This window comes from Microvirga makkahensis, assembly GCF_009830105.1.
Lineage (GTDB): Bacteria > Pseudomonadota > Alphaproteobacteria > Rhizobiales > Beijerinckiaceae > Microvirga > Microvirga makkahensis.
On record NZ_WURB01000019.1, the window covers coordinates 36,284 to 55,620 of the forward strand.

Sequence of the window (19,337 nt, forward strand, 5' to 3'; positions counted from 1 at the left end):
ACTAGCCGTGCAGACCTGCCTCGATCGTCTCGAGAGAGGGCAGGCCCTTGATCGGCCCGATGGCGGCTACGGTCGGGTTCCCCTGCAGAAGGCGCTGCCCGGCCTCGCGCACATGACCCTCGTCGAGAGCGTCCACCTTCCTGACGATCTCGTCGCTTCCCACGATCCGTCCCCAAGAGAGGAGCTGGCGCGCCATCCTCTCGATCCGCCCGCCGGGCGTCTCGAGCGCCGTCAGCAAGGCCACCTTCATCTGCGCCTTGGCGCGGACCATCTCGATCTCGCTGATATCCTGCGTGGCCTGGCGCATGCAGGCGAGTGTGACCTTGGTGAACTCGCTCACATCTGCACCTGACGTGCCGGCACCGATGCCGAAGAGGCCGCAATCGGAGAAGGGCCAGTGGAAGGCATCGACCGAATAGGCGAGGCCTCGGCTTTCACGCACCTCATGCCAGAGGCGCGATGTCAGTCCGCCGCCGAAGATATGAGCGAAGAGATGGGTCGCGTAATATCCGGGATCCTTGAACGAAAGGCCCGGAAGACCGAGCACGATGCTGGCCTGTTCGAGCTTGCGGGGAAGGCGTCGCTCGCCACCCGTGTAGTGTCCCGCCTCGGGCGGGCGGGCCTCGGCGGTCGGCATCGCGCCGAAGAGCCGCTCCGCGGCATCGACGATCTGCGCGTGGTCCACGTTGCCCGCGGCGGCGAGCACCATCTTCGAAGGGATGTATTCGCGTGCGAGAAAGGTACGGATGGTGTCGGCGTCGAAGCTCCGGATGGTGTCGGGCGTGCCGAGGATGGGACGCCCCACGGGCTGGCCGGCAAAGGCCGTTTCCATGAAGGCGTCGTAGATCAGGTCGTCGGGAGTATCCTCCACGGCGGCGTATTCCTGCAGGATCACGCCTTTCTCGCGGGCGAGCTCCGCTTCGTCGAAAACAGAATTGATGAGGATGTCGCCGAGCACGTCGAGGGCGACGTCCACGTTCTCGCCCAGCACCCGCGCCGTGTAGCTCGTGTACTCGACGCTCGTCGCGGCGTTGATGTCGCCGCCGACATTCTCGATGTCCTCGGCAATCTGGCGCGCTGAGCGGCGCGCCGTGCCCTTGAAGGCCATGTGCTCGATAAGATGCGACAGCCCGTGCTCGTGAGCCTGTTCATGCCGAGATCCGGTGCCGACCCACACGCCGAGGGTGGCGGTGGCGATTTCTGGCATTTGCTCGGTCGCGACCGTCAGGCCATTGGACAATTTCGTGATGTCGACCCGCTTCTCGCGGATGAAGTGCTGGTTCATGCAGCCACGCCTTTGACGGCCCGGGCACGCTCGCGGATGAAGCGCTCCACCGATGCCTGATCATTTGGGAGAACCGTGAAGCTCTCCTTGCGCTCCATCAGATCACCCATGTGCGGCGGAAGTGCGGGACGGATGCCCGTTGCACGCTCGACCGCGTCGGGGAACTTAGCCGGATGGGCGGTGGAGAGGGCTACAACGGGCACCTCGGGCCTGTCCTTCAGAAGGCCGCGTCCCGCACGGGTGCCGACGGCGCTGTGCGGATCGAGCACATAGCCGCTCGCGCGGTAGGTCCGCGCCATCTCGTCGGCGACATTCGCCTCGTTCACGGCCTCTGCCGAGAACTCCTCGCGAATACGGGCGAGGGGGGCTGCCTCGATCATGAAGGAGCGCGATTGATTGAGGCTTGCCATCAAACGGCGGATCGCTTCGCCGTCGCGGCCATAGGCTTCGAACAGCAGGCGCTCGAAATTCGAGGAGATCTGGATGTCCATCGACGGCGAGGTCGTGGGCTCCACGCCCCTGATCTCGTAGGAACCGGCGTGCAGAGTGCGCGCCAGGATATCGTTGGCGTTGGTGCCGATCATCAGGCGGTCGATGGGCAGGCCCATGCGCTTGGCGACCCAGCCCGCGAGAATGTCACCGAAATTGCCAGTGGGCACCGAGAACGAAACCGGACGGTACGGGCTACCCAGAGACACGGCAGCGGTGAAATAGTAAACCGCCTGCGCTGCCACCCGTGCCCAGTTGATGGAGTTCACGCCCGAGAGCTGCAGCTCGTCGCGGAAGCGGGCATGATTGAACATGGCCTTCACCATGTTCTGGCAGTCGTCGAATGTGCCCTCGACAGCCAGGGCATGCACGTTGGGCGAGGCCACCGTCGTCATCTGGCGACGCTGGACGTCCGACACGCGTCCATGGGGGTAGAGGATGAAGATATCGACCTGGTCGAGCCCCTTGAACGCCTCGACGGCAGCGCTGCCCGTATCGCCTGAGGTCGCGCCGACGATGGTGGCGCGGGCACCGCGGGTTTTCAGCACGTGGTCCATGAGACGGCCAAGCAACTGCATCGCCACGTCCTTGAACGCGAGAGTGGGGCCGTGGAAGAGTTCGAGCACGAAGAGGTTGTCGCCGAGCTGGGTCAGGGGGCAGACGGCCTCATGGCGAAACGAGGCATAGGCCTCGTCGATCATGCGATGAAGGTCGGTCGCCGGGATGTCGCCGTCCACCAGCGGGCCGAGCACGGCCTTGGCGACGTCCGCATAGGATGTCCCGGCAAAGCCCTTGATCGTGTCCGCTGTCAGGCTCGGCCATGCTTGAGGCATGTAGAGCCCGCCGTCCCTGGCGAGGCCGGTCAGAAGCGCATCGGAAAAGCCAAGCGCGGGAGCCTCCCCGCGGGTCGAGACATGGAGCACGGTCAATCTCCTGGAAATGCGGCAGGACAATAGGTGGCGTGGGAGGCTGCGGCAAGCCGGTTCTGGCGCGGCATCATCCCTTGACGCGCCTCCAGGCAAAGGCCCCGAAGACGCCGATAAGGGTGAGGGCGAGGCCGTACCAGGTGAGCGCGTATTGCAGGTGGTTGTTGGGCAGGATGAGCTGGGTCTGCCCGCCGCGCGGCCAGCCCCCGGGGTTGGGTGTCGCATCCGCGTCGATCAGGAACGGGGCGACCCGCTCGAGCCCGCGGACTTCGGCTAAGGCCTGCGGGTCGCGGGTGAACCATGTGTTCCGCGCAGGGTCGTTTTCCGGCGTGAACGGATTGCGCGCCTCGGGCGCCCGCACTAGGCCGGTGACCGTCACCTCGCCTGCGGGCTGGCCCTGGGGGCGGCCGGCGGGGTCCTTCAGTTCGATCGGCACGATGCCGCGGTTGACCATCACGATCGCTCCCGTGGGAAGCCTGAGGGGCGTGATGATGTAGTAGCCCTGCAAGGGGGCTCCCTGCCGTGTCCCGGGAGCCAGGCCATAGACCGGCGTCTCCAGGTCGTGCAGGAAGGTGCCGGTCACCCGCACCTTCCGGAACTCGTCCTGATCCGCGCGCCAGCCGGACCACTCGGCTTCGGGCAGGATGGAGCCCGGTTCCCCGTAGGCGCGGGTTTCGATCTGCTGGATCAGGCTTTCCTTCCAGGCCTTGCGCTGAAGCTGCCAACTGCCGAGACCGATCAGGATTGCGAAGGCGACAAGAGCGGTAAGACCGGGCACCAGGAGAGAGCGGGTCCTATGTGGGCTGGCGGCGGGCACTACCGGAAGCGTCCTTCTTCTGCCTTATGGAGATATTGGCTCGCCACCAACATGCCTTTGGTGGGGCGAATCGGTGGAATGCAGGTCAGCAGCAGGAACGGCAGAGTCGTGAGCAGGTGCACCCAGAAGGGAGGCTCGAAGGTGAGCTCAACCCACACGCCGAAGGCCGCTGCAGGGATGCCCATGATGATCATCACGAAGAAGGCCGGACCATCGGCCGGGTCGGCGAAGGAGTAATCAAGGCCGCAGACGTCGCAACGCGGAGCGAGCGTAAGAAAGCCATTGAACAGGCGTCCCTTGCCGCATTGGGGGCATCGGCATTTGAGGCCGGCGAGGATAGGGGACGACGTCTTCTGGACCTGAGCCACCATGATTCTCCGTAAAAGAGCCTTCTGTCAGATGGGCAGAGGAGGCCAAAAAGCGAAGGGCGGCTCGAAAGCCGCCCTGCCAAGGTTTCTCCGTGAGCGGCTTAGTGGCCGGCTGCGGTTCCGCCGAAGCCCCACACGTAGATGGCGGCGAAGAGGAAGAGCCAGACCACGTCCACGAAGTGCCAGTACCAGGCGGCGAATTCGAAGCCGAGGTGCTGCTGGGGCGTGAAGTCGCCGCGATAGGCGCGCAGCAGGCAGACGGCGAGGAAGATCGTGCCGATGATCACGTGCGCGCCGTGGAAGCCTGTCGCCATGAAGAAGGTGGCGCCATAGATGTTGCCGCTGAAGCCGAAGGCGGCGTGGCTGTATTCGTAGGCCTGCACGAAGCTGAACACGATGCCCAGGATGACCGTGAGCCAAAGGCCAGCCTTGAGGCCCTGACGGTCATTGTGCAGGAGCGCGTGATGCGCCCAGGTGACCGTGGTGCCGGAGGTAAGCAGGATTAGGGTATTGAGCAGGGGCAGGTGCCAGGGATCGAAGGTCTCGATACCCTTCGGGGGCCACACGCCGCCGAGCGCCTCGACCCGCGAATAGAGCTGCGGGTCGCCGGCATAGAGGGCGGCATCGAAATAGGCCCAGAACCACGCCGCGAAGAACATCACCTCGGAGGCGATGAACATGATCATGCCGTAGCGGTGATGCAGCTGGACCACGCGGGTATGGGATCCCGTATTGGCCTCGCGCACCACGTCGCTCCACCAGCTGAGCATGGTGTAGAGCACGCCGATGATGCCCGCGCCGAAGATGTAGACGCCCAGGTGCATGCCGCCGATGGTGATGTCCTTCCACCAGGTCACGAACCCGGAAGCCATAAGGAAGGCGCTGACCGAGCCGATGAGCGGCCACGGGCTCGGTTCAAGAATGTGATAGTCATGGTTCTTGGCGTGGGCCTCGGCCATTTTCTGTCGTCTCCGTGCCTCGAATGTGACGTCGCTTTAAGACGTTTCTGTCCAGCTTGTCACGTCCCTTATTGAGCGATGGGTGTGGTTGATGACGTCGCCTCCGCCACCGGCTTGCCCGCCTTCGAGGGGAAGTAGGTGTAGGAAAGCGTGATGGAGGAAAGATCCTTCACGTCGGAATCCTGCGCCAGGCGCGGATCGACATAGAACACGACCGCCGATTCCAGGGTTTCCCCCGGCTGCAGGGTCTGCTCGGTGAAGCAGAAGCATTCGAGCTTCGAAAAATAGGTGCCCGCGAGATCCGGCTGCACATTGTAGGTTGCGATGCCGGTCGCGGGTTTGTCGCCGGTATTGGTGACCTTGTAGTAGACGGTGGTGGTTTCCCCGAGCTTGACCGTGACTTCCGGCTTCTCGGGCGAAAAGCTCCAGCTCAGGCCGGGGGCGACGTTGGAGTCGAAGCGTACGGAGATCGAGCGCTCCAAGACCTCCGACGCATTGCTGTCGCGCACGATCGGCGTGCCGTCGAAGCCGGTTACCCGGCAGAAAAGGTCGTAGAGAGGCACCGAGGCATAGGCGAGCCCGATCATGCCCACGGCAACGCCCAGGCAGACGAAGGCCGTGCGGTGCATCCTGCGTTGGTTCGGAGTGCTTTCTGCCATGCTCATCTCACAGCGGGCGGTTCAGGATCTGAGGACCCAGCTTCGCAATCGTGATCGCGAACAGCAGGACGCACAGGATTCCCAGCGTCAGGCCCAGGGCGATGGACCGGCGCCTGCGGCGCTGCTGCTCCTCGGGAGTGAGACGGTAGGAAGAGTTCTGATCCGCCATGCTCTCACCCCATGACCGGATGGAAGAAGCCGAAGCCATGCTCGGCGAGGAGCGTGGCGAACAGCAGGAAAAGGTAAAGGATCGAGAAGCCGAAGAGTTGCTGGGCTACGCGCATGGCAGGCTCGCCCTGGCGCAGGCGATAGACCTGAATCGCGAGCGCCAGCATACCGAGCCCGCCGACGAGCGAGATGATCGCATAGGCGAGGCCGCCGAACCCCATGAGGACCGGCACCATGCCGAGCGGTGCGAGCAGCACAGTGTAGGCGAGGATCTGGAAGCGGGTCGAATCCGCCCCGGCAACGTTCGGCATCATGGGAATGCCCGCGCGCTCGTAGTCGCTCGACTTCACCAGAGCCAGCGCCCAGAAATGGGGCGGCGTCCACATGAAGATGATGGCGAAGAGAACGATGCTGTCCCACGCCACGTGGCCGGTCACGGCGGCCTGCGCCACGACAGGAGGGAGGGCGCCGGCCGCGCCGCCGATCACGATGTTCTGCGGCGTCGAGCGCTTCAGCCACATGGAGTAGATTACGACGTAGAAGAAGATGGTGAAGGCCAGGAGGCCCGCCGCCAGCCAGTTGCTGGCAAGTCCCAGGATCAGCACCGAACCTGCCGCTAGGGTGAGCCCGAACGCCAGGGCCTCTCCGGGCTGGATCTTGCCGGCAGGGATCGGGCGCTTGCGCGTGCGCGTCATGACCGCGTCGATGTCCGCGTCCCACCACATGTTCAGGCAGCCCGATGCGCCGCCGCCGACGGCGATCATCAGAAGGGCTACGAGAGCCAGCACGGGATTCACGTCGGGATGGCTGATCACCATTCCGACGAGGGCCGTGAAGACCACGAGAAACATTACCCGCGGCTTCAGGAGGGCGAAGAAGTCAGACACGTCACCCTGAGAGAGCCTCGCATGATCGAGGTTCTGGGTCCGGGATTCGGTCAAACTGTTCGACAGGGTGTTCATATCCAATGATCTTCCGAAACGCTGAAGAACGAGGCGCGAGCGCCTCTCGGTGTCAGCTCCTCGCCGGAGGGCTTGAACGGCGCTCAAGCCCTCTGGGGAGGAGCGGGCGGCGATTGCCGCCCGGCTCGCTTCGTCAGTGGCCCGTATCGACGATGCGGGGCAGGGTCTCGAACTGGTGGAACGGAGGCGGCGAGGACAGGGTCCATTCCAGCGTCGTCGCACCTTCCCCCCATGGATTGTCGGCGGCCTTTTCCTTGCGGACAAATGCGTAGATTACGCCGCCGATGAAGACGAACAGGCCGAGGAAGAAGATGTAGGAGCCGATCGAGGACACGAGGTTCCAGCCGGCAAACGCGTCCGGATAATCCGCATAGCGGCGCGGCATGCCGGACAGGCCGAGGAAGTGCATCGGGAAGAACAGCACGTTGGCGCCGATGAAGGCGATCCAGAAGTGCAGCTTGCCGATCCACTCGGGCATCACGTAGCCGGTGATCTTCGGGAACCAGTAGTAGATGCCCGCGAAGATCACGAACACGGCGCCGAGCGACAGCACGTAATGGAAGTGGGCCACCACGTAGTAGGTGTCATGCATGTAGCGGTCGACGGGAGCGTTCGCCAGCACTACGCCGGTGACGCCACCTACCGTGAACAGGAACACGAAGCCCACCGCCCACTGCATAGCCGCCGTGAAGCGGATGGAGCCGCCCCACATGGTGGCGATCCACGAGAAGATCTTCACGCCCGTGGGCACTGCGATCACCATGGTGGCGAAGACGAAATAGGCCTGGGTCTGCAGCGAGAGGCCCACCGTGTACATGTGGTGCGCCCACACCACGAAGCCGACCACGCCGATCGCCACCATGGCATAGGCCATGCCGAGATAGCCGAAGATCGGCTTCTTCGAGAAGGTCGAGATAATGTGCGAGACGATGCCGAAGGCCGGCAGGATCATGATGTACACTTCGGGGTGGCCGAAGAACCAGAACAGGTGCTGATAGAGCACCGGGTCGCCGCCGCCCGCCGGATCGAAGAAGGTGGTGCCGAAGTTGCGGTCGGTGAGCAGCATCGTGATCGCGCCCGCGAGAACCGGCAGCGACAGGAGCAGCAGGAACGCGGTCACCAGCATGGACCAGGCAAACAGCGGCATCTTGTGCAGCGTCATGCCCGGAGCGCGCATGTTGAGGATCGTGGTGATGAAGTTGATCGCGCCCAGAATCGAGGCCGCGCCGGCCAGGTGCAGGGCCAGAATGCCGAAGTCGAGCGCGGGGCCGGGATGGCCCGTGGTCGAGAGCGGGGGATACACGGTCCAACCGCCGCCGAAGCCGAGGGACCCCGGAGCGCCCTCCACGAAGAGCGACAGGAGCATGAGACCGAAGGCCGAGACGGTGAGCCAGAACGAGATGTTGTTCATCCGCGGGAAGGCCATGTCGGGGGCGCCGATCATGATCGGGATGAACCAGTTGCCGAACCCGCCGATGAGGGTGGGCATCACCATGAAGAACACCATGATGAGGCCGTGGCCGGTCACGAAGACGTTGTAGACCTGCGGATTGGAGAAGTACTGAAGCCCCGGATCCTGCAGCTCCAGGCGCATGGCGACAGACAGGATGCCGCCGATGATGCCAGCCGTGAAGCCGAAGATGAGATAAAGCGTGCCGATATCCTTGTGGTTCGTGGAGTAGAACCAGCGGCGCCAGAACGTCGGATGATCGTGGTGATCCGCGTGAGCGGCATCAACTGCATGTGCCATGATGCGACCTCTATGGTCCTTGCTTTTCTAAATTACTGAGCGTTCGCGAACTTGAGCGGAGCCGAGCCTTCCGCGGAAGCATAACGCTGCTTCGCCTCGTTCAGCCAAGCGGCATATTGCTGCTCGCTCACGACGCGGATTTCGATCGGCATGTAGGGATGGCCGTTGCCGCAGAGCTCCGAGCACTGGCCATAATAGACGCCTTCCTTCTCGGCCTTGAACCAGGTCTCGTTCAGGCGGCCGGGAACGGCGTCGATCTTCACCGCGAAGGACGGGAGGGCGAAGGCGTGGATCACGTCCGCGGCGGTGACCTGCAGGCGGACGACCTTGCCGACCGGCACGACCATGGCGTTGTCCACGCCGAGGAGACGCGGCTGATCGGGCTTCAGGTCAGCGGTTTCCGTGACCATGTTCGAGTCGAACTTGAAGCCGCCCTGATCGGCCGGATACTCGTAGCCCCAGTACCAGGAATAGCCGGTGACCTTCACGACCACGTCGGCCGGCGGCGGAACCAGCTGCTGGCGGAGGAGGCGGAAGGAGGGGATTGCAATCGCCACGAGGATCAGCACCGGAACGATCGTCCAGGCCACCTCAAGGAGAGTGTTGTGGGTGGTCTTCGAGGGAACCGGGTTCTTTCGCTCGTTGAAGCGGGCGATGATCACCAGGAGCAGCGCCAGCACGAAGAGGCAGATCGCGGTGATCAGCCAGAGCAGGTAGGTGTGGAAGTTGGACACGCTCTGTCCCAACTCGGTCACCATCTCCTGCATGCCGGTTTCCCAGGGAGAGGGGCGGCCTGCGGCAGCCCATGCCTCACTTATGCCCAACACAAGTGCGACCGCTGCCGTGGAGAGGGCGGTCACCGATCGACGTCCATTCTCGATCCGCATCGGCGTTCCAAAGCTCCTAATGATGTAGTGGCCGGGGGCCACGAAAGCATAAAGGCGACGCTCCGGACGTGCGAATAGCGGCGCCCGGCCTGCGCCATCACCTTTGATCCATGCCAAAGATCACAGGACGCGCCGAAGCGCAACGGTTCTGAGGTCGCAATCTGTGCGTCATAACCGCCAAAAGCGATTGTGTCGCGACTTATCCCCCTCTCGCTTGACAGCATGGCCCCTGCCATGGTCCCAACGGGCCGAAGATTGGGTTCGCAGCGGCCGGGCCGCCGCCTTCATGGCAAAGGTTCAACAAGGAGAAACCGATGGGCGTATCGCGATGGATCCGTTACGGGGCGGCAGCTTTGCTCGGCCTGTCGACTTTGGGCGCCGCGGGCGGCGCCCAGGCCCAGGGCATGGTCAAGAACACCTATGGCGACTGGCAGATGCGCTGCGAAACCCCGGCGGGTGCCTCGGCCGAGCAATGTGCCCTCGTCCAGAACGTGGTGGCGGAGGACCGGCCGAACGTCACTCTGGTGATTATCGTGTTGAAAACCGCCGACGGCAAAAGCCGCCTCCTTCGCGTCGTTGCGCCCCTCGGTATTCTCCTGCCGTCGGGGCTGGGGCTTAAGATCGACCAGACGGATATCGGACGCGCTGGGTTCGTGCGCTGTTTGGCCACGGGTTGCGTTGCCGAGGTCGTCATGGAAGAAAATCTTATCAATCAGATGAAGTCCGGGCAGTCCGCCACCTTCATCGTGTTCCAGACGCCGGAGGAGGGCATCGGCATACCCGTGTCGCTGAACGGGTTCGCGACCGGCTTCGATGCACTTCCCTAACCGAAGAACTATATGAAGAGAGCTGGGGGGATTGGATGGTAAAGGGTTTGGATGTGAAGGCCGGCATGGCATTCGCCGTTCTGAGTGTTTCGGCTCTAGCCGGATGCGCACCCCCAAGTGAGGGCGGTGGCATGGGCATCGGCGAGATGCTGCTGACGGGGGGCGCTTCGCTGGCCCCGGTTCAGGCAAAGCCCTTGGATGACGTCTATTGCCCGCCGGTGGCGATCTTCGAGGGCGGATCCGCGATCCGCTCCGGCGATTCTTCGTCTCCGCGCAGCCAGATCGCCATCGGCAATCTCGCCCGCGAATGCATGGGGCAGCCCGACGGCTCCACCCTGGTGAAGGTGGGCGTCGAAGCCCGCGCGCTTCTCGGTGCCGGAGGTTCGGCCGGGCGCTACACCGTTCCGGTGCAGATTGTGGTCAAGGACGGCTCGACCGTCATCGCCACCCGCAGTCGAACGGCCACGGCCGCCATTCCGGCCGGTGGCACCCAAGCCACGGTGACCGTGGTCGAGGACGGCATCGTCGTACCAGCCGCCCGTGCCAATACCTTCGAGATCGAAGTCGGCCTCGGCGGGCGGGGCCGGCGCGGGTAAGTCTGAAGCACCCTGTTCTTCGAAGAATAGGCGCGCCTCTACCGGCCCTTCGGACGAAGAGATCAGCTATGGCAGTGAAACGCTTTAGCGGCCAATTTCGCCGTCCTGACGAAGCAATGCTGCGCGAAAAGGCGGGTTATGATGATCCGCGCGCCCGCTTCTACAAAGCGATGTTGGAGGCCTCGACCTACGACGAATATTATCGCTTGTCTGGTGATGAGCCCGTTTATCCCAGAACGTACAAGGGGCCCGTCACGGCGCATATGGAAATCCGTTACGCGCGAAGCGTGCGGGGCTGGATCGCGGATCACTAGCGCATCGCACGAAAGTGGCCTCGGTTTTTTCACTCGCGCGACCCGACGGGTCGTTTCAAGCGATGCGCTCTTCGAAGAGTGGAGCATCGGATTTCCACAACAGTGCAAATCCACTTTTCACGTCCGAGGCTCTAGCGGACGGTGGAACCCGCCCTTTGATACAAGGGCGTCGCAAGCACCTTGTCGATCCGGCGCCCGTCCAGGTCGACCACCTCGAAACGCCATCCCATCACGTCCACCTGCTCGCCCGTGCCGGGCAGGTGCTCCAACTCGCTGATCACGAGGCCTCCGACCGTGTGGTAGCTGCGGCTCTCCGGCAGGGTGATGCCCAGGACATCCGCCATTTCGTCCACCGGCATGGACCCGGCGAGCAGCCAGGAGCCGTCCTCGCGGCGCACGGCGTCGGGTTCCGGCGTCTCACCGGCCGAGCGGAAGGCGCCGACGATCGCTTCCAGGGCGTCCGCCGGAGTCACGATGCCTTCGAAATGTCCGTACTCGTCATGGACGAGCGCCATGGGCACTTCCGAGTCGCGCAGAACCGCGAGCGCGTCCAGCGCATAAAGCGTGTCGGGAATGATGGGCGCGCTTTGAACGTGGGTGCGGATATCCAGCGGCTGGCCCGAGAGCAGCGCGGCCAGAAGGGTCCGTGACTGGATGACGCCGATGATATTGTCGGGCGAGCCCTCGCTTACGGGCAGGCGGGAGTGCGGTGTTTCCATCAGGAAGCTGCAGATCGCCTCCGCGTCGTCGTCGACACCGATCCAGTCCACATCCGTGCGCGGGGTCATGAGGCCGCGCACCGTCCGGTCGCCGAGGCGAAGGACGCCGGAGATCATGCGCCGTTCCTCCTCCTCGATCACGCCCGCGCTTTCGGCCTCGCCGACGATCATCTTGATCTCCTCCTCGGTCACGGTCGTTCCTTCGCCGGAGGACGGTCCGAACAGGCCGAAGATCAGGCGGGTGGAGGCGTTGAGGAGCCACACCGCAGGGGCGGCCGCTTTCGATAGTACCAGCATCAGCGGAGCCATCGCGCAGGCGATGCCCTCGGGATGTCGCAGGGCGAGCTGTTTGGGCACGAGTTCGCCGATGACGATGGAGAGATAGGTGATGAGCCCGATGACGATACCGAACCCGAGGGGTTCGGCCGCGCCCTCCGGCATGCCCTCCGCCATCAGGAACTGGGTCAGCCGGTCGCCCAGGGCTGCGCCCGAGAAGGCGCCGGCCAGGATGCCCACCAGGGTAATGCCGATCTGGACCGTCGAGAGGAACCGCCCGGAATCCTCCATGAGGGTCAGAGCGGTGTTGGCCCCCGTGCGACCCTTTTCCGCCATGGCCTTCAGGCGGGGCCTGCGAGCAGAAACGATGGCGAGTTCTGAAAGCGCGAAGACGCCGTTCAGGGCGACGAGAGCAAGAGCAATGACCAGTTCGAGCAACGGTACCAGGAGCTGCCGACCGGATCAGGCCGCGCTTTCCCCTTCTGTGAGTGACGGCCCAACAATGAGGGTTCGGAAGCCTTCCGTCAATTAAGACGGGGGAGAGGTCCGATGCGGCGCCGTGATTTGTTGACAGGATCCTATTTCCTCTTCAGAGCTAAAAAAGCCGATGATCCCCGCGGAAGAGACCGGGCTTTACCCAAGTCCGGCGCCGAAGGCGCAACCGCCCCGGAAACGCTCAGGCCAAAGGACCGCGCGGGAGCTGGCACTCTGGAAAGCGGCGACGCTTGAAACGCGTCGCCCACCGACGGGCGTAACCTGCCGCTTCGAGCGGTCGGGGAAATCTCTCAGGTCTCGGGACAGAGGGGGCGCAAGGCACCGGGCCGCAAGGCTCGGAGAAACGCGCACCTTTGAGGGAATCCGATGGCCGAGCCAGCGCCGCTTCTGCAAACCCCGCTTCATGCCGAGCACGTGACGCTTGGTGCCCGCATGGTGCCCTTCGCGGGCTATGACATGCCGGTTCAGTATCCCACCGGCATCTTGACGGAACACACCTGGACCCGCGAGCATGCGGGCCTGTTCGACGTCTCCCACATGGGTCAGGCCTTCCTCGTCGCCGAGGACAAGAGCCACGAGACCGTGGCCAGAGCTCTCGAGGCGCTGATCCCTGCCGACGTGTTGAACCTCAAGCCCAACCAGCAGCGCTATTCGCAGCTTCTCGCCGATGACGGCGGAATTCTCGACGACCTCATGGTCACCCGCGTCGGCGCGCCGGGCCACGAGGGCCGGCTCTATCTCGTGGTGAACGCCTCCATGAAGGAGGCGGATTATGCCCATATCCAGGCACGCCTGCCGGATGGCGTCTCGCTCGACCGCAAGGACGATCTCGCCCTCATGGCGCTGCAGGGTCCTTCGGCCGAAGCCGTTCTCGGGAAACTCGCGCCCGAGACCGCCGGTCTTCCCTTCATGATGTCCACGGACGTGCGGATCGGCGATAGCCAGTGCCACGTGTCCCGCTCGGGCTACACGGGCGAGGACGGTTACGAGATTTCCTGCCGTGCGGAGGACGCGGCGAAGCTCTGGAACAGGCTCCTTGCCGATCCGGAGGTGAAGCCCATCGGCCTCGGCGCGCGCGATTCGCTCCGTCTCGAGGCGGGGCTGTGCCTCTATGGCCACGACATCGACACCACGACCTCGCCCATCGAGGCGGGCCTGATCTGGTCGATCCAGAAGCGCCGCCGCGAGGAAGGGGGCTTCCCGGGGGCCGGGCGCATCCAGCGCGAGATCAAGGAAGGCCCCGCTCGCGTCCGGGTCGGCATCAGGCCGGAAGGCCGCGCTCCGGCCCGCGAGGGCGCCATCATCACCACGCCCGAGGGGCGCGAGGTCGGCATCGTGACCTCCGGCGGCTTCGGTCCCACCGTCAACGGCCCCGTGGCCATGGGCTATGTGTCGAAGGACCTGTCCGCCCTCGGCACCGATCTTCATCTCGTCGTTCGCGGCAAGCCGCTGCCCGCCAAGGTCGCGGCCATGCCGTTCGCACCGCATCGTTACAAGCGCTAATTCCAGAGGGAGCAGGAAGCATGACCACGCGCTACACCAAGGACCACGAATACATCCGCGTCGAGGGCGACGCCGGCATCGTCGGCATTTCCGACTACGCGCAGAGCCAGCTCGGCGACGTCGTCTTCGTGGAGCTGCCGAGCGTCGGAAAGACTCTCTCGAAGGGCGACGAAGCCGCCGTCGTCGAGAGCGTGAAGGCCGCGAGCGAAGTCTATGCTCCGGTTTCCGGCGAGGTCGTCGAAGTCAACAGCGAGCTTGAGGCCTCGCCCGGCACGGTCAACGAGGATCCCGCCGGTCGGGGCTGGTTCATGAAGATCCGTCTCGCGAACGCGAGCGAGCTCGACGGACTCATGACCGAAGAGCAGTACCAGGAATTCGTGAAGTCGATCTCTTAAAGGAGATACATCTCATGCCGCACGAATACACGGCCAATGTGCGCTGGACCCGCGGGGAGGGCGAGGCCTTTTCCGACAATCGCTACAGCCGCGGCCATCGTTGGTCGTTCGACGGCGGCATCGAACTCGTGGCATCGGCATCGCCTTCCGTGGTGCCGCTGCCTCTGTCCCGCGAAGACGCGGTCGATCCCGAAGAGGCCTTCGTGGCGGCCGTGTCGAGCTGCCACATGCTCACCTTTCTCGGGATCGCCGCGAAGAAGCGCTTCGTCGTGGACCGCTACGAGGACAGGGCGCTGGGCGTGATGACGCCGAACGAGAAGGGCAAGCTCTTCATCTCCAAGGTCACGCTGGATCCCGTCATCGAATTCTCGGGCGAGAAAATTCCGACTCCCGAACAGATCGCCGACATGCATCACCTCGCCCACAAGGAATGCTTCATCGCCAACTCCGTGCTCACGGAGATCGTGGTGGCGGGCATCCCCTCGCACAAACCCAAGGTTTAGCCGATGCGTTATTTGCCTCTCTCCGATACCGACCGCAGCGAGATGCTCGCGCGCATCGGTGTCAAAACGGTGGACGAATTGTTCGCCGACGTGCCGAAGAGCCTGCTGCTCAAGGAGCCGGTCGATCTTCCCCGCCGCAAGGGCGAGCTGGAGGTCGAGCGCATCCTCTCGCGCATGGCGGCCAGGAACATCTCGGCTTCGTCCGTGCCGTTTTTCATCGGCGCGGGCGCATACAAGCACCACGTCCCCGCGACGGTGGATCACCTGATCCAGCGCTCTGAGTTCCTGACGAGCTACACGCCCTATCAGCCGGAGATCGCCCAGGGCACGCTGCAATACCTGTTCGAGTTCCAGACGCAGGTCGCCGCGCTCACCGGCATGGATGTGGCGAACGCCTCGATGTATGACGGCTCGACCGGCACGGGCGAGGCGGTGCTGATGGCGCATCGCGTGACGAAGCGGCGCAAGGCCGTGCTCTCCGGTGGCCTGCATCCGCATTACGCGGAGGTGGTGCGCACGCTTTCGGACATGGCGAGCGACAGCGTCGTCACCATGCAGCCGGATGTCTCCGGCAGCGAGGACATTCTCTCCCAGATCGACGACACGACATCCTGCGTCGTCGTGCAGTCGCCGGACGTGTTCGGTAACGTGCGTGACCTGAAGCCCATCGCCGAGAAGGCGCACAAGCACGGCGCGCTGCTGATCGCCGTGTTCACGGAGGCGGTTTCGCTCGGCCTCGTCGCGTCGCCCGGCAGCCAGGGCGCGGACATCGTGGTGGGCGAGGGCCAGTCCATCGGCAACGCGCTGAATTTCGGCGGTCCCTATGTCGGCCTCTTCGCCACGCAATCCAAGTTCATCCGCCAGATGCCGGGCCGCCTCTGCGGCGAGACGGTGGATGCGGACGGCAACCGCGGCTTCGTGCTCACGCTCTCGACCCGCGAGCAGCATATCCGCCGCGACAAGGCGACGTCGAATATCTGCACCAATTCAGGCCTTTGCGCGTTGGCCTTCACCATTCACATGACCCTGCTCGGCGAGACGGGCCTGAAGCGCCTCGCTCGCGTCAATCATGCGAACGCGATCAAGCTCGCCGATCAGCTGGCTGGCGTGAAGGGCGTCGAGGTCCTCAACAGGACGTTCTTCAACGAGTTCACCGTGAAGCTCGCAAAGCCCGCGGCGGAAGTGGTCGAGCGCCTCGCCGAGAAGGGCGTGCTCGCGGGCGTGCCCGTATCGCGCCTGCTGCCGGGGGCCGGTCTCGACGACCTGCTGCTCGTGGCCTCTACCGAGATGAACACCGATGATGACCGCGCGGCCCTCGTCGCCGCCTTGAAGGAGGTTCTGTAATGTTGAACCGCCAGGGACGTCCCTCCGCACCTCAGGCTCACGGCGTATCCGATCCGGCCGCCGGCATGGGCGATCAGGCAGCCCGCCTGCAGGGCGATGCCAACCGCATCACCGACTCCACTGCGGGCAGCCATCCGACCTTCACCGGCAACAAGGCGCTGGCGCAGATCGAGCCGCTGCTCTTCGAGATCGGCCGCTATGACACGACCGGCGTCGACATCGACGAGCCGGAGGATTTCGAGCCGCGCCTCGGCGGTCTGGAGCGCAAGGAGCCCATCGGCCTCCCGGGCCTCTCCGAGCCCGAGACCATGCGCCATTACGTGCGTCTGTCCCAGATGAACTACGGCATCGATACGGGCCTCTTCCCGCTCGGCTCCTGCACGATGAAGCACAATGCCCGTCTGAACGAGCGCATGGCCCGCCTGCCGGGCTTCTCGGACGTGCATCCGCTGCAGCCGGTCTCCACCGTGCAGGGCGCGCTGGAACTCATGAACGAGCTCGGCCGCTATCTCGTCACGCTCACCAACATGACGGCCGTGGCGCTCTCGCCGAAGGCGGGCGCGCATGGCGAATTGTGCGGCATGATGGCGATCAAGGCCGCCATCGAGGCGCGCGGCGAGGGCAAGACCCGCAACGTGGTGCTGGTGCCCGATTCGGCGCACGGCACCAATCCGGCCACCGCCGCCCTCATCGGCTTCGTGGTTAAGCCGGTCCCGGCCCGCGAGGACGGCTGGGTGCATGTGGAGGACGTGAAGGAACGTCTCGGGCCCGACGTCGCCGCGATCATGCTCACCAATCCGAATACCTGCGGATTGTTCGAGCCCCAGGTCGCGGAGATCGCCAAGGCCATCCATGATGCGGGCGCCTATTTCTACTGCGACGGCGCGAACTTCAACGCCATCGTCGGCAAGGCCAAGCCCGGCGATCTTGGCGTCGATGCCATGCACATCAACCTGCACAAGACCTTCTCGACGCCTCACGGCGGCGGTGGTCCGGGCTCTGGCCCGGTGGTGCTCTCCGAGCGGCTTGCGCCTTACGCGCCCGTGCCGTTCGTGCGCGCCGGCAAGGACGGTTTCGAGCTGGTGGAGCAGGCCTCCGACGCGGAGGAGAAGCCTTTCGGACGCATGACCGCATTCCACGGCCAGATGGGCATGTACGTGCGCGCCTTGTCCTACATGCTCTCGCATGGTTCGGACGGCATGAAGCAGGCATCGGAAGATGCGGTACTCAACGCCAACTACATCCGCGCAGGCCTCTCCGACCTGATGTCGCTGCCCTTCGGCGACAAGCCGTGCATGCACGAGGTGCTGTTCGACGATGCCTGGCTGAAGGATACGGGGGTGACCACCCTCGACGTGGCGAAGGCCATGATCGATGAGGGCTACCACCCGATGACCATGTATTTCCCGCTGGTGGTGCATGGGGCGATGCTGATCGAGCCGACCGAATCCGAGTCGAAATCCTCCCTCGATCTCTTCATCGCGACCCTTCGCGATCTCGCGATGGCTGCGAAGAACGGCGACAGGGAACGCTTCACCGGCGCGCCCTACCACGCCCCGCGCCGCCGCCTCGACGAGACCAGGGCCGCCCGCAACCCGGTCCTCAAGTGGACCCCGCCTGCGCCGGTGGCGGAGGCCGCGGAGTAGAGGCTCTTTCAGCGACGGAATGCCCGGTCGGAGGCCGGGCATTTTGTTGGCTCGAATCGCCATCCCGGGGCTGCGCAGCAGAACCCGGGACAGCCACCTCGTCATGGCCGGGCTTGATCTGGCCGTGTCCACGACTTGAGCAGCACTGTGCGTCAGAGGCGTGGATCCCCGGCGCAAGGCCGGGAATGACGATGGAGGACGGCTGTCGGTTTGTGCGAGACTCCGGTGCGGCTATGCGAATGCCCGCACCGTTGCGGATAGGTCTGCCATCCGCGCAATCACGACCGACGCGCCCGCCTGCCGCAGCTTCTCGGCATGATCGGGCCCGCAATGCCCGCCGCCTGTGAACCCGATGACGCGCATTCCTGCGGACAGCGCGCCCTGAACGCCTGCGGGCGAGTCCTCGATGACGAGGCAGTTTCGGGGGGATGTCCCCATCTGCTCGGCCGCGAAGAGGAACAGATCCGGGGCAGGCTTTCCGCGTGCGACCTGCGTGGCGCTGAAGACGTTCTCGAAGAGGTTGGCCAGGTCCGTCACGCGTAAGGAAAGGGCGATCCGTTCCGGGGCCGAGGACGAAGCGACGCAGCGCGGATGGGGCAGGGAGCGGATGGCCTCGCTCACGCCTGCGATCGGCTTCAGGTCCGTCTCGAATTTCGTGAAGAGGGCGCCGTTGATTCGCTCGGCGAAATCGGCAGGCAGTGCACAGCCATGGTCTGCTTCGATGCGGGCAATCATGTCCCTCATGCTCTTGCCGACGAATTGGCGCGCGATGTCCTGCGGCGTGTAGGGCAGGCCGAGAGCGGTGAGAATCTCGGCGTCGACCTGGCAGGCGAGAGGCTCGGAATCGACCAGGACACCGTCGCAGTCGAAGATCAGCAGCATTGGATTCTCCAGCAAAAAGGCCGCCTTTTGGGGGCGGCCTTTGTGTATCGGCGTCGACGGCGAGAGGCCTATTGCAGCTTCGTGCGCACGTCGTTCAGGCCCTGAGTCACCAGAGACGTGGCGGTGCTCCCGGTGATCTCCTGGCGCAGGATGCGCTCGGAGGCCGTGACGGCGGCATCGATGGCGGCGGCGCGAACCTCCGCGGAGGCCTGGGCTTCGGCTTGGGCGATCTTCGCCTCGGCGGAAGCGGTGCGGCGCGTCACGAAATCGGCCATCTTCTCCTGAGCCTCGCTCGCCAGTCGCTCGGCCTCTTCCCTGGCCGCGGAGACGATGTCCGCTGCCTCGCGTTCGGCCGCGGCGCGCTTGGTCTCGAACTCCTTCAGAAGCTTCTCGGCGTCCTGGCGCAGACGCTTGGCTTCCGCGAGCTCGTCGGCGATGCGCTTGCCGCGGGAATCGAGCTGATTCATGACATTGCCGGGAACGCCGTAATAGTAAAGCAGCCCGATGAAGATGAGTAAGGCGACGGCGACCCAGAAGGTGGGATTGCCCAGAAGCGCGGACATGGGG

General features: G+C 64.5%; 21 protein-coding genes and 1 riboswitch. Of the genes, 8 read left to right on the forward strand and 13 right to left on the reverse strand.

The window, feature by feature from the left end; translation table 11 throughout:
• Nucleotide 1 precedes the first annotated feature (1 nt).
• From GR328_RS19795 to coxB, 10 genes are all read right to left on the reverse strand, one after another.
• On the reverse strand, nt 2–1,285 hold the full coding sequence (locus GR328_RS19795; RefSeq protein ID WP_160886861.1) for a M16 family metallopeptidase: 1,284 nt from the start codon (nt 1,283–1,285) through the stop codon (nt 2–4).
• Entirely contained in the window at nt 1,282–2,697 is a 1,416-nt protein-coding gene (gene thrC / locus GR328_RS19800) for a threonine synthase (protein WP_160886878.1), read from the reverse strand. Before thrC ends, GR328_RS19795 begins: the two co-directional genes overlap by 4 nt.
• 73 nt (nt 2,698–2,770) lie before the next feature.
• The gene (locus GR328_RS19805; RefSeq protein ID WP_343039434.1) at nt 2,771–3,478 is read right to left on the reverse strand and encodes an SURF1 family protein; all 708 of its coding nucleotides are present in this window, start codon (nt 3,476–3,478) and stop codon (nt 2,771–2,773) included.
• A 38-nt stretch (nt 3,479–3,516) separates the two neighbouring features.
• Nucleotides 3,517–3,888: a DUF983 domain-containing protein gene (locus GR328_RS19810; protein WP_160886882.1), complete on the reverse strand. Its 372-nt coding sequence runs from the start codon at nt 3,886–3,888 to the stop codon at nt 3,517–3,519.
• Nucleotides 3,889–3,986: 98 nt separating this feature from the next.
• A complete protein-coding gene (locus GR328_RS19815; RefSeq protein WP_160886884.1) occupies nt 3,987–4,844 on the reverse strand; it encodes a cytochrome c oxidase subunit 3 in 858 nt (285 codons plus the stop codon).
• A gap of 68 nt (nt 4,845–4,912) precedes the next feature.
• The gene (locus GR328_RS19820) at nt 4,913–5,509 is read right to left on the reverse strand and encodes a cytochrome c oxidase assembly protein (protein WP_425487054.1); all 597 of its coding nucleotides are present in this window, start codon (nt 5,507–5,509) and stop codon (nt 4,913–4,915) included.
• A 1-nt stretch (nt 5,510) separates the two neighbouring features.
• Nucleotides 5,511–5,672 (reverse strand): hypothetical protein, encoded by a 162-nt coding sequence (locus GR328_RS26710; RefSeq protein ID WP_170304142.1) that lies wholly within the window; start codon nt 5,670–5,672, stop codon nt 5,511–5,513.
• Between the two features lie 4 nt (nt 5,673–5,676).
• On the reverse strand, nt 5,677–6,633 hold the full coding sequence (locus tag GR328_RS19825; RefSeq protein ID WP_160886888.1) for a heme o synthase: 957 nt from the start codon (nt 6,631–6,633) through the stop codon (nt 5,677–5,679).
• 133 nt (nt 6,634–6,766) lie between these two features.
• Complete coding sequence (ctaD, locus tag GR328_RS19830) at nt 6,767–8,383, reverse strand: cytochrome c oxidase subunit I (protein ID WP_160886890.1); 1,617 nt, start codon at nt 8,381–8,383, stop codon at nt 6,767–6,769.
• A gap of 32 nt (nt 8,384–8,415) precedes the next feature.
• Nucleotides 8,416–9,270, reverse strand: coding sequence for a cytochrome c oxidase subunit II (coxB, locus tag GR328_RS19835; RefSeq protein WP_160886892.1), 855 nt, complete (start codon nt 9,268–9,270; stop codon nt 8,416–8,418).
• Nucleotides 9,271–9,584: 314 nt separating this feature from the next.
• Here coxB and GR328_RS19840 point away from each other — a divergent pair, with 314 nt between their 5' ends.
• The 3 genes from GR328_RS19840 (at nt 9,585) to GR328_RS19850 (ending at nt 11,007) form a co-directional block, all read left to right on the forward strand.
• Nucleotides 9,585–10,097, forward strand: coding sequence for an invasion associated locus B family protein (locus GR328_RS19840; protein WP_160886894.1), 513 nt, complete (start codon nt 9,585–9,587; stop codon nt 10,095–10,097).
• Between the two features lie 35 nt (nt 10,098–10,132).
• Nucleotides 10,133–10,693 (forward strand): hypothetical protein, encoded by a 561-nt coding sequence (locus GR328_RS19845; protein ID WP_160886896.1) that lies wholly within the window; start codon nt 10,133–10,135, stop codon nt 10,691–10,693.
• A 68-nt stretch (nt 10,694–10,761) separates the two neighbouring features.
• Nucleotides 10,762–11,007, forward strand: coding sequence for a hypothetical protein (locus tag GR328_RS19850; RefSeq protein ID WP_160886898.1), 246 nt, complete (start codon nt 10,762–10,764; stop codon nt 11,005–11,007).
• A gap of 131 nt (nt 11,008–11,138) precedes the next feature.
• On the opposite strand, the gene GR328_RS19855 is transcribed toward GR328_RS19850, so the two are convergent.
• Nucleotides 11,139–12,440, reverse strand: a complete 1,302-nt coding sequence (locus tag GR328_RS19855; protein WP_160886900.1) for a hemolysin family protein — start codon at nt 12,438–12,440, stop codon at nt 11,139–11,141.
• Nucleotides 12,441–12,609: 169 nt separating this feature from the next.
• A riboswitch (glycine riboswitch) is annotated at nt 12,610–12,704 on the forward strand.
• A 159-nt stretch (nt 12,705–12,863) separates the two neighbouring features.
• On the opposite strand from GR328_RS19855, the gene gcvT reads away from it, so the two are divergent.
• Genes gcvT through gcvPB form a run of 5 tightly spaced genes read left to right on the forward strand, consistent with a single transcriptional unit; the run spans nt 12,864 to nt 17,888 of the window.
• A complete protein-coding gene (gcvT, locus tag GR328_RS19860; RefSeq protein ID WP_160886902.1) occupies nt 12,864–14,000 on the forward strand; it encodes a glycine cleavage system aminomethyltransferase GcvT in 1,137 nt (378 codons plus the stop codon).
• A gap of 20 nt (nt 14,001–14,020) precedes the next feature.
• Nucleotides 14,021–14,395, forward strand: coding sequence for a glycine cleavage system protein GcvH (gene gcvH / locus GR328_RS19865; protein WP_160886904.1), 375 nt, complete (start codon nt 14,021–14,023; stop codon nt 14,393–14,395).
• A gap of 14 nt (nt 14,396–14,409) precedes the next feature.
• Nucleotides 14,410–14,898, forward strand: coding sequence for an OsmC family protein (locus tag GR328_RS19870; protein ID WP_160886906.1), 489 nt, complete (start codon nt 14,410–14,412; stop codon nt 14,896–14,898).
• A 3-nt stretch (nt 14,899–14,901) separates the two neighbouring features.
• Complete coding sequence (gcvPA, locus tag GR328_RS19875; protein ID WP_160886908.1) at nt 14,902–16,242, forward strand: aminomethyl-transferring glycine dehydrogenase subunit GcvPA; 1,341 nt, start codon at nt 14,902–14,904, stop codon at nt 16,240–16,242.
• Nucleotides 16,242–17,888, forward strand: coding sequence for an aminomethyl-transferring glycine dehydrogenase subunit GcvPB (gene gcvPB / locus GR328_RS19880; protein ID WP_246215991.1), 1,647 nt, complete (start codon nt 16,242–16,244; stop codon nt 17,886–17,888). The genes gcvPA and gcvPB overlap by 1 nt, the downstream gene beginning before the upstream one ends.
• Nucleotides 17,889–18,119: 231 nt before the next feature.
• Here the strand turns inward: gcvPB and GR328_RS19885 are convergent, their stop codons facing one another.
• Nucleotides 18,120–18,770 (reverse strand): HAD family hydrolase, encoded by a 651-nt coding sequence (locus tag GR328_RS19885; protein ID WP_160886910.1) that lies wholly within the window; start codon nt 18,768–18,770, stop codon nt 18,120–18,122.
• A gap of 68 nt (nt 18,771–18,838) precedes the next feature.
• Nucleotides 18,839–19,321 carry a F0F1 ATP synthase subunit B family protein gene (locus tag GR328_RS19890; protein ID WP_205790157.1) on the reverse strand — a complete coding sequence of 161 codons (483 nt, stop codon included), beginning with the start codon at nt 19,319–19,321 and terminating at the stop codon, nt 18,839–18,841.
• Nucleotides 19,322–19,337: the final 16 nt, after the last annotated feature.

Excerpts from the sequence above, each read along its gene's own strand:
- GR328_RS19885 (WP_160886910.1), bottom strand. The coding sequence starts at position 18,770 with ATGCTGCTGATCTTCGACTGCGACGGTGTCCTGGTCGATTCCGAGCCT.
- GR328_RS19815 (WP_160886884.1), bottom strand. The coding sequence starts at position 4,844 with ATGGCCGAGGCCCACGCCAAGAACCATGACTATCACATTCTTGAACCG.
- GR328_RS19825 (WP_160886888.1), bottom strand. The coding sequence starts at position 6,633 with ATGAACACCCTGTCGAACAGTTTGACCGAATCCCGGACCCAGAACCTC.
- GR328_RS19810 (WP_160886882.1), bottom strand. The coding sequence starts at position 3,888 with ATGGTGGCTCAGGTCCAGAAGACGTCGTCCCCTATCCTCGCCGGCCTC.
- coxB (WP_160886892.1), bottom strand. The coding sequence starts at position 9,270 with ATGCGGATCGAGAATGGACGTCGATCGGTGACCGCCCTCTCCACGGCA.
- GR328_RS19845 (WP_160886896.1), top strand. The coding sequence starts at position 10,133 with ATGGTAAAGGGTTTGGATGTGAAGGCCGGCATGGCATTCGCCGTTCTG.
- GR328_RS19795 (WP_160886861.1), bottom strand. The coding sequence starts at position 1,285 with ATGAACCAGCACTTCATCCGCGAGAAGCGGGTCGACATCACGAAATTG.
- GR328_RS19820 (WP_425487054.1), bottom strand. The coding sequence starts at position 5,509 with ATGAGCATGGCAGAAAGCACTCCGAACCAACGCAGGATGCACCGCACG.
- GR328_RS26710 (WP_170304142.1), bottom strand. The coding sequence starts at position 5,672 with ATGGCGGATCAGAACTCTTCCTACCGTCTCACTCCCGAGGAGCAGCAG.
- gcvT (WP_160886902.1), top strand. The coding sequence starts at position 12,864 with ATGGCCGAGCCAGCGCCGCTTCTGCAAACCCCGCTTCATGCCGAGCAC.
- gcvH (WP_160886904.1), top strand. The coding sequence starts at position 14,021 with ATGACCACGCGCTACACCAAGGACCACGAATACATCCGCGTCGAGGGC.
- GR328_RS19850 (WP_160886898.1), top strand. The coding sequence starts at position 10,762 with ATGGCAGTGAAACGCTTTAGCGGCCAATTTCGCCGTCCTGACGAAGCA.
- ctaD (WP_160886890.1), bottom strand. The coding sequence starts at position 8,383 with ATGGCACATGCAGTTGATGCCGCTCACGCGGATCACCACGATCATCCG.
- gcvPB (WP_246215991.1), top strand. The coding sequence starts at position 16,242 with ATGTTGAACCGCCAGGGACGTCCCTCCGCACCTCAGGCTCACGGCGTA.
- GR328_RS19870 (WP_160886906.1), top strand. The coding sequence starts at position 14,410 with ATGCCGCACGAATACACGGCCAATGTGCGCTGGACCCGCGGGGAGGGC.
- GR328_RS19840 (WP_160886894.1), top strand. The coding sequence starts at position 9,585 with ATGGGCGTATCGCGATGGATCCGTTACGGGGCGGCAGCTTTGCTCGGC.
- gcvPA (WP_160886908.1), top strand. The coding sequence starts at position 14,902 with ATGCGTTATTTGCCTCTCTCCGATACCGACCGCAGCGAGATGCTCGCG.